Origin of the sequence: Staphylococcus sp. GDX8P114P-2 (assembly GCF_017892945.1) — a bacterium.
Classification (GTDB): domain Bacteria; phylum Bacillota; class Bacilli; order Staphylococcales; family Staphylococcaceae; genus Staphylococcus; species Staphylococcus arlettae.
The window spans coordinates 34,842-47,378 of sequence record NZ_JAESMB010000010.1 but is presented as its reverse complement, the minus strand read 5'-3'; the positions used below and the strand labels follow the sequence as shown (position 1 = coordinate 47,378).

General features: G+C 36.4%; 10 protein-coding genes, 1 riboswitch and 1 other annotated feature. Of the genes, 9 read left to right on the top strand and 1 reads right to left on the bottom strand.

Annotation, left to right across the window (positions count from 1 at the left end; all coding sequences use genetic code 11):
* Window positions 1-19: 19 nt before the first annotated feature.
* The 3 genes from gyrA (at window position 20) to chrA (ending at window position 4,382) form a co-directional block, all read left to right on the top strand.
* On the top strand, window positions 20-2,695 hold the full coding sequence (gyrA, locus tag KA845_RS05730; protein WP_210127852.1) for a DNA gyrase subunit A: 2,676 nt from the start codon (window positions 20-22) through the stop codon (window positions 2,693-2,695).
* 214 nt (window positions 2,696-2,909) lie between these two features.
* Window positions 2,910-3,215, top strand: a complete 306-nt coding sequence (locus tag KA845_RS05725; protein WP_002510615.1) for a PadR family transcriptional regulator — start codon at window positions 2,910-2,912, stop codon at window positions 3,213-3,215.
* A gap of 12 nt (window positions 3,216-3,227) precedes the next feature.
* Window positions 3,228-4,382: a chromate efflux transporter gene (chrA, locus tag KA845_RS05720; RefSeq protein ID WP_210127851.1), complete on the top strand. Its 1,155-nt coding sequence runs from the start codon at window positions 3,228-3,230 to the stop codon at window positions 4,380-4,382.
* Window positions 4,383-4,437: 55 nt separating this feature from the next.
* Here chrA and KA845_RS05715 read toward each other — a convergent pair whose 3' ends face one another.
* The gene (locus tag KA845_RS05715) at window positions 4,438-5,250 is read right to left on the bottom strand and encodes an NAD(P)H-hydrate dehydratase (RefSeq protein WP_002510617.1); all 813 of its coding nucleotides are present in this window, start codon (window positions 5,248-5,250) and stop codon (window positions 4,438-4,440) included.
* A 309-nt stretch (window positions 5,251-5,559) separates the two neighbouring features.
* Between KA845_RS05715 and hutH the strand changes: the two genes are divergently transcribed.
* The 6 genes from hutH to KA845_RS05685 all read left to right on the top strand — a co-directional run bounded on the left by hutH (window position 5,560) and on the right by KA845_RS05685 (window position 12,537).
* Window positions 5,560-7,062 carry a histidine ammonia-lyase gene (gene hutH, locus KA845_RS05710; protein ID WP_103388672.1) on the top strand — a complete coding sequence of 501 codons (1,503 nt, stop codon included), beginning with the start codon at window positions 5,560-5,562 and terminating at the stop codon, window positions 7,060-7,062.
* A gap of 68 nt (window positions 7,063-7,130) precedes the next feature.
* Window positions 7,131-7,322: a binding site (T-box leader), on the top strand.
* Window positions 7,323-7,380: 58 nt separating this feature from the next.
* On the top strand, window positions 7,381-8,667 hold the full coding sequence (serS, locus tag KA845_RS05705) for a serine--tRNA ligase (protein WP_002510619.1): 1,287 nt from the start codon (window positions 7,381-7,383) through the stop codon (window positions 8,665-8,667).
* A gap of 436 nt (window positions 8,668-9,103) precedes the next feature.
* A complete protein-coding gene (locus tag KA845_RS05700; protein WP_112369328.1) occupies window positions 9,104-9,799 on the top strand; it encodes an AzlC family ABC transporter permease in 696 nt (231 codons plus the stop codon).
* Window positions 9,796-10,125, top strand: coding sequence for an AzlD domain-containing protein (locus KA845_RS05695; RefSeq protein ID WP_021459420.1), 330 nt, complete (start codon window positions 9,796-9,798; stop codon window positions 10,123-10,125). The genes KA845_RS05700 and KA845_RS05695 overlap by 4 nt, the downstream gene beginning before the upstream one ends.
* A gap of 122 nt (window positions 10,126-10,247) precedes the next feature.
* Window positions 10,248-10,349: riboswitch (SAM riboswitch) on the top strand.
* 61 nt (window positions 10,350-10,410) lie between these two features.
* Complete coding sequence (metX, locus tag KA845_RS05690; protein WP_002510622.1) at window positions 10,411-11,379, top strand: homoserine O-acetyltransferase MetX; 969 nt, start codon at window positions 10,411-10,413, stop codon at window positions 11,377-11,379.
* 231 nt (window positions 11,380-11,610) lie between these two features.
* Window positions 11,611-12,537, top strand: coding sequence for a YybS family protein (locus KA845_RS05685; protein ID WP_204171866.1), 927 nt, complete (start codon window positions 11,611-11,613; stop codon window positions 12,535-12,537).

Sequence of the window (12,537 nt, the reverse complement as noted above, 5' to 3'; positions counted from 1 at the left end):
TTTGAAGGAGGATATCTTGATGGCTGAAGTACCTGAATCAAGAATTAATGAACGAAATATAACAAATGAGATGCGAGAATCATTTCTAGATTATGCGATGAGTGTAATTGTTTCACGTGCCTTACCAGATGTTAGAGATGGTTTAAAACCTGTACATCGACGTATCTTATATGGCTTAAATGAGCAAGGTATGACACCGGATAAGTCATATAAAAAATCTGCACGTATTGTTGGGGATGTTATGGGTAAATATCACCCACACGGTGACTTATCTATTTACGAAGCAATGGTAAGAATGGCACAGGATTTCAGCTATCGATATCCATTAGTCGACGGTCAGGGTAACTTTGGTTCTATGGACGGCGATGGAGCTGCAGCGATGCGTTATACAGAGGCGCGTATGTCTAAAATTACGTTAGAGTTATTACGAGATATCAATAAAGATACGATTGATTTTATAGATAACTATGATGGTAATGAAAGAGAACCGGCAGTCTTACCTGCAAGATTCCCTAACTTACTAGTGAACGGTGCGTCTGGTATTGCAGTAGGTATGGCTACTAATATTCCACCACACAATCTTACAGAAGTGATTAACGGTGTATTAAAAGTAAGTCATAACCCAGATGCTACAATTGCGGAATTAATGGAAGACATTCAAGGACCAGATTTCCCAACAGGAGCATTAATTATGGGAAAAAGTGGCATACGTCGTGCTTATGAAACAGGTCGTGGTTCCATTCAAATGCGTGCACGTGCTGAAATAGAAGAACGAGGTGGTGGCCGTCAACGTATCGTGGTCACAGAAGTACCTTACCAAGTGAATAAAGCACGTATGATTGAAAAAATTGCGGAATTAGCACGTGATAAAAAAATTGACGGCATTACTGATTTACGTGATGAAACAAGTTTACGTACAGGTGTTAGAGTTGTTATTGATATCCGCAAAGATGCAAACGCAAGTGTTATTTTAAATAACTTATATAAACAAACACCGCTACAAACATCATTTGGTGTGAATATGATTGCCTTAGTTAATGGTCGTCCAAGACTGATTACTTTAAAAGAAGCATTAGTTGAATATTTAGAACATCAAAAAGTGGTCGTACGTCGTCGTACGGAATATAACTTGAAGAAAGCACAAGATCGTGCGCATATTCTTGAAGGTTTACGTATAGCACTAGATCATATTGATGAGATTATTACAACTATCCGTGAATCTGAAACAGATAAAGTCGCGATGGCAAGCTTGCAAGAACGCTTTGAATTAAGTGAACGTCAAGCACAAGCGATTTTGGATATGCGTTTAAGACGTTTAACTGGTTTAGAACGTGACAAAATTGAAGATGAGTACAATGAGCTTGTTGCTTATATTAAAGAATTACAAGAAATCTTAGCAGATGAAGAAAAGCTCTTACAAATAGTGCGTGATGAATTAATTGATATTCGTGAGCGCTTTGGTGATGATCGTTTAACGGAAATTCAGTTAGGTGGCTTCGATAATATTGAAGACGAAGATTTAATTCCAGAAGAACAAATTGTCATTACGTTAAGTCACAACAACTACATTAAACGTTTACCTGCGTCTACATATCGTGCGCAACACCGTGGTGGCCGTGGCGTCCAAGGTATGAATACACTGGAAGAAGACTTTGTCAGTCAATTGGTAACATTAAGTACACATGATCACGTCCTATTCTTTACGAATAAAGGTCGTGTCTACAAACTTAAAGGTTACGAAGTACCGGAACTGTCACGTCAGTCTAAAGGTATTCCAGTCGTCAATGCTATCGAATTAGATAATGACGAAAATATTAGTACGATGATTGCTGTGAAAGACTTAGAAAGTGAAGATGATTTCTTAGTCTTTGCAACGAAAAAAGGTATCGTCAAACGTTCAGCATTAAGTAACTTCTCACACATTAATAAAAACGGTAAAATTGCCATTGGCTTTAAAAATGACGATGAACTGATTGCAGTCCGTTTAACAGATGGTGAGCAAGATATCTTAATCGGTACAGCACATGCATCATTAATCCGATTCCATGAAACATCTCTACGCCCATTAGGACGTACAGCATCAGGTGTGAAAGGTATCACTTTACGTGAAGGCGACCAAGTTGTTGGCTTAGATGTTGCTGATGATGCCAGTGATGATGAAGTACTCGTTGTGACTGAAAATGGTTACGGTAAACGTACACCAGTTAATGACTACCGTTTATCTAACCGTGGTGGTAAAGGTATTAAGACAGCCACTATTACAGAGAAAAATGGTAACATTGTGTGTATCACGACAGTGACAGGTGAAGAAGACTTAATGGTTGTAACAAATTCTGGTGTGATTATCCGTATTGATGTACAGGATATTTCACAAAATGGTCGTGCGGCACAAGGTGTACGATTAATTAAATTATCAGACGAACAATTCGTTTCTACAGTAGCAAAAGTCGACGAGGAAGACGAAGCGTCTGAAGCAGTAGAAACAGAAGAAGCAACATCAGCTACAGAGACAGGTGATAATTCGGAACAAGTCATTGCTGATGATGCACCAGGTAACGCTATTCACACTGAAACAGATAGTGATGACAATGCAGAAGCGCCATCAGATGATGAGCCAAAAGCATTACGTCAAGACTTTATGGATCGTGTAAATGAAGATATAGATAACGCATATAATGATGATTCAGAATCTTAATCGTTAACTTAATTGATTAATATAGCAAACAGACTACACAGTAACGTGTAGTCTGTTTTTTTGTTCTATTATAGTGAGACGGGTTACCCTCTTAAGAATCGTTAATATTACAGTTTATAAAGATTGTGTAAATGTCCGTACACAGAATTTATTTCATGTTAAAATAGAAGCGAATTTCGATATCGAAAAACGATATTAAGAAAGGAGTGGTCCAATGGAATCCAAATTAGAACGCCGTATGTTTCTGGGGTTTATTTATATTCATATTTTACATCATGCGCATGAACACCCAATATATGGTAGCTGGATGATAGAAGAATTAAGAACGCATGGTTATTCAATGAGTGCTGGGACGTTGTATCCAATGTTACATAATATGGAAGCAGAAGGTTTATTGCACAGTGAGAAAATAGTTGTCGAAGGTAAACAGCGAAAGCAATATACTATTACAGATTATGGACGTACTATGTTAAGAAAAAGTCAGCAAAAATTGCAAGAATTAACTCGAGAAGTGTGGTAAGGAGGAAAGCATATGAAATTTTTAGAGATATTGTTAGTATCACTACGATTGGGCTTAACATCATTCGGTGGCCCAACTGCACATTTAGGTTATTTTTATGATGAATACGTTAAGCGGAGGCAATGGTTGACAGAAAGCCAGTACACTAATTTAGTGGCACTATGTCAATTCCTACCCGGACCGGCAAGTAGTCAAGTTGGCTTTGGTATCGGGGTGGCTAAAGGAGGTCTATTAGGAGGCGTCATTTCATTTCTTGGCTTCACTTTACCCTCTGTCATTGTCTTGATGCTGTGTGCGCTATTTTTATTGTCATACAGTGATAATTTAACATGGACGCATGGTTTGAAATTAGTAGCTGTTGCCGTTGTGTTAAATGCTATTTTAGGTATGGCTACAAAGCTAGTACCAGACGTCAAAACGAAGTTACTCGCCTTGTTTACATTAATTATAAGTGTCTTAATAAGTCATTCACTGTCGCAATTAGCTGCATTGATTATTGTTGCTATAGCAGGTCTAGTATTATTTAGAACTCACCATAATGCTCAAAAAATGGTGAAAATCTTTAATATACCGAAGAAAGTTGGCGCTAGCGCACTGATTATGTTTTTTATATTATTAATTTGTTTGCCTATTGCGAACTATGCGTCGACTTCTCAATGGATAGCGATGATTGATGCTTTTTACCGTTCAGGAGCATTAGTATTTGGTGGAGGTCATGTCGTTTTACCATTATTAGAGCAATCCTTTGTGGCGACTGAAATGATTAGTACGACTGATTTCTTAACAGGCTACGCGTTAGCACAAGCAGTGCCTGGACCATTGTTTACTTTTGCATCTTATATAGGAACAGTGATGTCTGGTGTTACAGGAGGTATTGTTGCAACGATAGCAATCTTTCTACCTGCATTTTTATTATTAGTAGGTGTCTTACCTTTTTGGGAATATGTTCAGTCTAATCGTTATGCACAAGCTATGTTAAAAGCGGTTAGTGCAGGAGTTGTAGGTATTTTAATTGCAGCACTGTATGATCCCATCATAACTTCTACAATTAAGTCTCATCTAGATTTTGTAATTGCAGCAATTCTATTTGTATTATTAGCATATTGCAAAGTGCCGTCATGGTGTATTGTACTCTTAGGAATAATTGCTGGTGTTATTTTATATTAACAACGAGAAACCCCTTGCTTAGCATCTATGTAAGAAGTTAAGCAAGGGGGTAATTTTATTGTTCTAATGTTTTCATAGCATAAGGTATTTCACTAATTAATTTAGATGGTGGTACTACATACATTGATTCTGATAATGATTCACCTATATAGCTATGTGTATAAGTCGCACTCGTTACTGCATGTTTCATATTATCGAATTGACCTACAAAACTCGTTATCATACCAGCTAAAGTATCACCCATACCACCCGTTGCCATTGCTGGCGTGCCGATAGGTAGTTTATACTCATTATCTTTAAAATAGATTTCTGTGCCATGCATTTTTAAGACAATCGTACCATTAAGACGGTCTGCCGCTTCACGGTTACGTTCATAAGTTTGTTCGTCGATAGGTATACCACTTAATCGTTCCCACTCTTTTTGATGTGGTGTAAAGACGACATTACACGTTGGTAAGTCTGGTTTCAATTTACTGAAAATTGTTATAGCATCACCATCCACGATTAATTTTTGATGTGGCTGAATATTTTGCAGTAAAAAAGTAATAGCATTATTACCTTTAAAATCACAACCTAGACCAGGTCCGATGAGAATACAATCTGTTGCTTCAATCATCTTAGTTAACATTTTTGTATCATTAATATCAATCACCATTGCTTCAGGGCAACGTGAATGTAATGCTGCATGATTATTTGGATGTGTTGCGACAGTAATAAGGCCACTGCCACTATAAACACAAGCACGTGCAGCTAAAATAATTGCTCCACCTAAATTGGCATTGCCACCAATTAGCAGAATTTTCCCATAATCGCCTTTATGTGTGTCATCTTCTCGTTTAGGTATGTTTACAGATGCTAATGTTTCCACTGTGAAACCTCCTTTTCTCACTTTACATTTACGCTATATCAATCACACAATATTAAGTGTTTATAAGTGTGTTTGTTAGTAAGAATTTTTTAAATACAATAGAAAATAATATACCTGCAAAGCAGTTAAGTCAACAGTAAAAATTAGACATTTTTAGTTAAATTTATGGCATGTCAAAATTTTGTACTTTATCCTATTAAATTAGTAATTTAATACCATATTACGAGTATTGCAAAAGCTATTGTCCTCCTATAAATGTAAGCGTATACTCTGTATGAGTATCGATGTATTTTGAGAGGAGATGGGAACATGACATTAGCATTAACCGGTGAACGATTAACGATTGCCGATATTAAACATTTCTTAAATAATAAGGACACAGTAGTAATTACAGAAGAGGCACTAGCACGTGTAAAACAGAGCCGTGCTATTGTAGAAGGTATTATTAACAACAAAAAAACAATATACGGTATTACGACTGGCTTTGGCTTATTTAGTGATGTCCGTATAGATGAAGGTGAATACGAGCAATTACAAACGAATTTAATTCGTTCTCATGCCTGTGGCGTGGGTCAACCATTTTCAGAAGAAGTCTCATTAGTAATGATGATATTACGTTTAAATACTTTATTAAAAGGACACTCTGGTGCGACCGTCGCATTAGTAGAACAACTAGTATTTTATATTAATCAACGTATTATCCCAGTAATCCCACAACAAGGATCATTAGGCGCATCAGGTGATTTAGCACCGTTGTCACATTTAGCACTGGCTTTAATTGGTGAAGGCTCTGTGTATTATCAAGGGGAAGAAGTAGATAGTAGACATGTGTTACAACAATTAGATCGCCAGCCATTACAATTACAAGCTAAAGAAGGCCTTGCATTGATTAATGGTACCCAAGCAATGACGGCACAAGGTGTGATTAATTATATTGAAGCGGCAAGTTTAGGTTATCAGGCAGAGTGGATTGCAGCGCTCACACATCAAGCATTAAATGGCATTACAGATGCATATAATGCGCATGTACATAAAGTACGTAATTTTGATGAACAAACAGCAGTAGCTGAACGTATGTTAGATTGGTTGGAAGGTTCTGAGTTAACGACACGACAAGGAGAAATCCGGGTCCAAGATGCTTATACATTACGCTGTATTCCACAAATACATGGTGCAAGCTTCCAAGTATTCCAATATGTGAAAGAGCAGTTAGAACGTGAAATGAATGCTGCCAATGACAATCCATTAATTTTTGATGAAGATGATGAAACTTTAGTCATTTCTGGTGGTAATTTCCACGGACAGCCCGTAGCCTTTGCGTTAGACTTCTTAAAGTTGGGTGTTAGTGAGCTTGGAAATGTAGCCGAACGTCGACTAGAACGCTTAGTAAATCCGCAACTAAATAATGGCTTACCTGCTTTTTTAAGTCCACAACCGGGTTTACAAAGTGGCGCTATGATTATGCAATATGCTGCGGCAAGCTTAGTGTCAGAAAATAAAACATTGGCACACCCAGCAAGTGTTGATTCAATTCCATCATCAGCTAACCAAGAAGACCATGTCTCTATGGGAACTATTGCTTCGCGTCATGGTTATCAAATGATTGAAAACTCTCGCCGAGTGATTGCAATTGAATGTATTATTGCATTACAAGCAGTAGAACATAAAGATGTGGATAAATTATCGCCGAAAACGAAAGCTAAATACGATGAACTCCGTCAAATTATACCGTCTATTACGGAAGATCGTCAGTTCCACAAAGATATAGAAGCGGTCGCACAATATTTACGTGATGTCTCATACCAACAATAAAATACGCGCGACAATCGTTTCGCGCTTGAAAAGATTTAAGTAATTTGCTATATTAAATTTAACTTAATATAGTATTGTTTGTAGGCTAAGTAATATTGATGACGAGATTTCAGAGAGCTTGTGGTTGCTGTGAACAAGTAATCCGTCTTAGTACGAATCTACCTACGAGAGTGAACAATCGGTTTAACCGTTATTTTAGTGAGAGTGCAGTCTAATTAGACTGTTAAATAGGGTGGCAACGCGTAGACCACGTCCCTTGTTCAGGGATGTGGTCTTTTTTGCGTCCATTCAAATATAAATGGGAAGGATAGATGAGTGATGTTAGATATTAAATTATTCCGTACAGAGCCTGACTTAGTAAAAGCTAAAGTTGCTAAACGAGGCATGGATGCACAAGTTGTAGACGATGTATTAGCATTAGATGAACAACGCCGCCAACTGATTGGCGAAGCTGAACAAATGAAAGCTGAGCGTAATAAAGTAAGTGGAGAGATTGCACAGAAAAAACGTAATAAAGAAAATGCTGATGATGTCATTGCTGAAATGCGTGACTTAGGAGATAAAATTAAAGCAAGTGATGAGCAATTAACTAAAGTAGATAAATCATTAACTGATACTTTATCTCGTATTCCTAATCTTATTCATGACGATGTGCCAGAAGGTGCATCAGATGAAGAGAATGTGGAATTAAAACGTTGGGGCACACCAAGAACGTTTGACTTCGAAGCAAAAGCACATTGGGACTTAGTAGAAGAATTAAAAATGGTCGATTTCGAACGTGCTGCTAAAGTGTCTGGTGCCCGCTTTGTCTTTTTAACAGGTGAAGGTGCACAATTAGAACGTGCGTTAATGAATTACATGGTAACAAAACATACAACTCAACATGGCTATACAGAAATGATGGTGCCTCAACTGGTGAATGCTGATTCTATGTATGGTACAGGTCAGTTACCGAAGTTCGAAGAAGATTTATTCAAAGTAGAGCAAGAAGGCTTATATACAATTCCAACAGCAGAAGTCCCATTAACGAACTATTACCGTAATGAAGTCATTGCACCGGATGTGTTACCTGCAAAATTCACTGCCCAATCAGCATGTTATCGTAGTGAAGCAGGATCAGCTGGACGTGATACACGTGGCTTAATTCGTCTTCACCAATTCGATAAAGTTGAAATGGTGAGATTTGAAAAACCCGAAGATTCTTGGGCTGCTTTAGAAGAAATGACAAATCATGCGGAAGCTATTTTAGAAGAATTAGAATTACCATATCGTCGCGTCATTTTATGTACAGGTGATATCGGCTTCGGTTCAAGTAAAACGTATGATATCGAAGTATGGTTACCAAGCTATGATGACTATAAAGAAATTAGTTCTTGTTCAAATATTACAGATTTCCAAGCACGTCGTTCTAACATTCGTTTTAAACGAGATAAAACAGCAAAACCAGAATTAGCACATACGCTAAATGGTAGTGGTTTAGCAGTAGGACGTACCTTTGCTGCCATCGTTGAAAATTATCAAAATGCCGATGGTTCAGTGACTATTCCAGAAGCACTTGTACCATTTATGGGTGGCAAAACAGTAATCGGTCCAGTAACGCAATAAGCACAACGATATAAAGTGAAAGCGCGCCAATCAGCATGATGGCGTGCTTTTTTGTGTGGACAGAAGAAGGTAGGGGAGTCTATAAGAATGTCTAAAATAATAGAGGGTTAGTCAAAATTATAAAGCAAGCTAAGATGTTAAATGAATACTAAATAAAAAATATTTAAAGACAAATTTATATAAATTTGTCAAAAATAAATAACATTACACAATCAAAAAATATGTTTTATAATTATTTATGACATGCTTTAGTAGGGTAGGGGGAGTAAAAATAAATAAATAGCATTCCTCGACGACAAAGAGTAAAGGTCCGAGAAATGAAGGTTTTTAGTATTCGGGTAGTCTAACCTCAAACAAACCTAAGTCTAACCTTATTGATGTTCCATTATTTCTATATTAGACTGTTACTATTATTTTACGCTTTAGGAGGGATGAAATGACTGAACATGTGACGTTTAAGCAAGGTGTGAAAGAATGTATTCCTACATTATTAGGCTACGCGGGTGTAGGCTTATCATTTGGTATTGTAGCTGTGGCATCTGGTTTTAGTTTGCTCGAAATAATCTTGTTATGTTTATTAATATATGCAGGTGCAGCACAATTTATTATTTGTAGTTTGGTTATCGCTGGTACACCAATTTCTGCGATCGTACTTACTACATTTATCGTCAATTCTAGAATGTTTTTATTAAGTATGACATTGGCGCCAAGTTATAAAAATTATGGCTTGTGGAATCGTATAGGCTTATCAACGTTAGTTACAGATGAAACATTTGGTGTAGCTATCACACCACATTTAAAAGGCGAGAAAATCAATGATCGTTGGTTGCATGGACTTAACATTACAGCGTATTTATTTTGGACGCTTGCGAGTGTGGTAGGTGCGGTCTTTGGTAAATACATACAAAATCCCGATGTTTTTGGACTCGACTTTGCGATTGTTGGCATGTTTATTTTCTTAGCAGTATCACAATTTGAGACGGTTCAACGTTCTTATATTTCAATTTACTTAATATTGATTGTTAGTGTTCTTGTCATGATGTTGCTATTCAGTCTAATCATGCCGACTTATGTAGCAATTATTTTATCTTCCGTAATTGCAGCGTGTTTAGGGGTGGTGATGACTCGATGACTACTTCAGTACATATGTTAATTATTATTGTGATTTGTGGTTTAGTAACATGGTTAACACGTATTATTCCATTTATTGTAATTTCGAAGATTCAACTTTCAGAGCAAGTCGTTAAGTGGTTGTCATTTATTCCGATTACTTTATTCACCGCATTAATTATCGATGGTGTGATTGAACAACAGAGTGGGAGTTTTGGTTATAGTTTGAATATTCCTTTTTTAGTAACGATAATTCCCACTGTGCTCGTAGCATTAGTAACACGTAGTTTAACTATAACCATCTTGGCAGGTATTTTTGTCATGGCGATGATTCGTTTATTATTTTGATGTTTAGCATTGAAGTAGTAAACGTTATTCGTTAGAATGAAAGTAATTAGAAAATTTAGATTTTTGAGATACTTATACGCAATATTTGTCTAAAGACATAGCGATATACTAAATAAAATTAAATCTTATTCTGAGAAGCTAAGGGACTTGGCCCGATGACGCTTCAGCAACCGACTTGTTAAGCACGGTGCTAAAACCAACGAGTGTTATTCGAATGATAAGTAATTAAGAACTTCTTACTTATATCGGGTAAGAGGTTTTTTAATTTTTGGTAGGAGGAAAACAATGACAAATTATACAGTTGATACATTAGAATTAGGCCCCTTTACAACAGAATCGGGAGAAACGATTAATAATTTAAAATTAAGATATGAACACGTAGGGTATAAAGGTCAACCACTCGTAGTAGTTTGTCATGCATTGACAGGCAATCATCTTACTTATGGGACAGAAGACGATCCGGGCTGGTGGCGTGAAATTATCGATGGTGGTTATATGCCAGTCAATGATTATCAGTTTTTAACATTCAATGTTATTGGGAGTCCATTTGGTTCTAGTTCAGCATTAATAGATGAAGATTTTCCTAAATCAGTAACTTTAAGAGACATTGTGCGTGCAATTGAAGTAGGTATTGAAGCACTAGGGTATAACCGGATAGATATATTAATCGGTGGTTCACTTGGTGGGATGCAGACTATGGAGTTATTGTACAATCGAAAGTTTGAAGTCAATAAAGCTGTTATTTTAGCGGCTACTGACAAAACGTCGTCATATAGTAGAGCTTTTAATGAAATATCACGCCAAGCGATACATCTTGGTGGTACGGATGGTCTCAGCATTGCACGACAGTTAGGATTTTTAACGTATCGCTCGTCTAAAAGTTATGATAAACGCTTTACACCAGATCAAGTCGTTGCATATCAACGACATCAAGGAAACAAATTCAAAAAAAACTTTGATTTAGACTGTTACTTAACACTGCTGGATGTCTTAGATAGTCATGATATTGACCGTGGTCGAGATGATGTTACCGAGGTGCTAAGTTCATTAGAAACAAAAGTATTAACAATGGGCTTTACTGATGATTTACTGTATCCAGATGATTTAGTACGTGCAGTAGGGGAGCGTTTCAAATATCATCGTCATTTCTTTGTGCCTGATAATGTAGGACATGATGGCTTCTTATTAAATTTCAATGATTGGGCGCCAAACTTGTATCATTTCTTAAAAGTATCGCAATTTAAACGTAAATAACACTGATGCCTTAATTTTAGTGTGTAAGCTGCTAAAATTAAGGCATTTTGATGTGTACAGTGAGTTTGAGTAAACTATGTGTATAAAAGTGTCTTTGTGATAGATGAAAATCTACAAAAAGTAGTGACGTGTCGCGTTTCTAGTAGAATTTAAGAAATACAGTTATAATATATTTCCTATAATTGTATAAAACTTTTAAAGAGGTTAGAATAGTAATACAGTCAAAAAAGTATAGGAGTGGCGAATTTGTTTTCAAAAATAAAACCTAAAGCAACTATATTGAGTATTTTAGCATTAATTATAGTAGCTTTAGTCTTGCATATATTACCGCCGCTTGGTCTTGTTTTATGTCTTTTTGCGACGATACCAGGCATCGTGTTATGGCAGAAATCCAAAGAATCTTTTGGTCTAGCGGCTGTGATAACAGTAATCCTAACGACATTGTTAGGAAATGTTTTTGTATTAAGCGTAATGGTCTTAATACTTGTGTTAAGTTTTATCATCGGTCAGCTATTAACCGAACGTACGTCTAAAGAACGTATCTTATATATTACGACAACGTTTGTCAGTATCATAACGTTAGTCGCATTTATGTTATTACAAGCATTTAATAAAATTCCTAGTGCAGCATCATTAACGAAACCACTAAAAGATCAAATGCATAGTGTTATTACAGGTAGTGGTGTCGAAGGCGACTATAAGCAAATGTTAGAAGAAGGCTTTCGTCAAATGGCAGTGCAACTACCAAGTTATGTTATTGTAGCGGCATTTGTGTTGATCTTGATTAACTTGCTGATTACATTTCCAATTTTACGCAAATTTAAAGTAGCAACGCCTATTTTCAAACCACTATTCGCATGGCAAATGAAAAAATCATTACTGTTTATGTATTTAGTTGTACTTATTTGTGTTATGTTTGCGGTCCAACCGGGTACATTTCAAAGTATCATATTAAATTTTGAAATTGTGTTATCATTATGTATGTATATTCAGGGGCTAAGTGTGATTCACTTCTTCGGCAAAGCCAAGTCAATGCCACCTATATTAACAGTGTTATTAATGGTGATAGGGACAATATTAACACCATTAACACATATTGTAGTTTTAATAGGGTTTATAGATTTAGCATTTAATTTAAAAGGTATCATTAAAAAATGA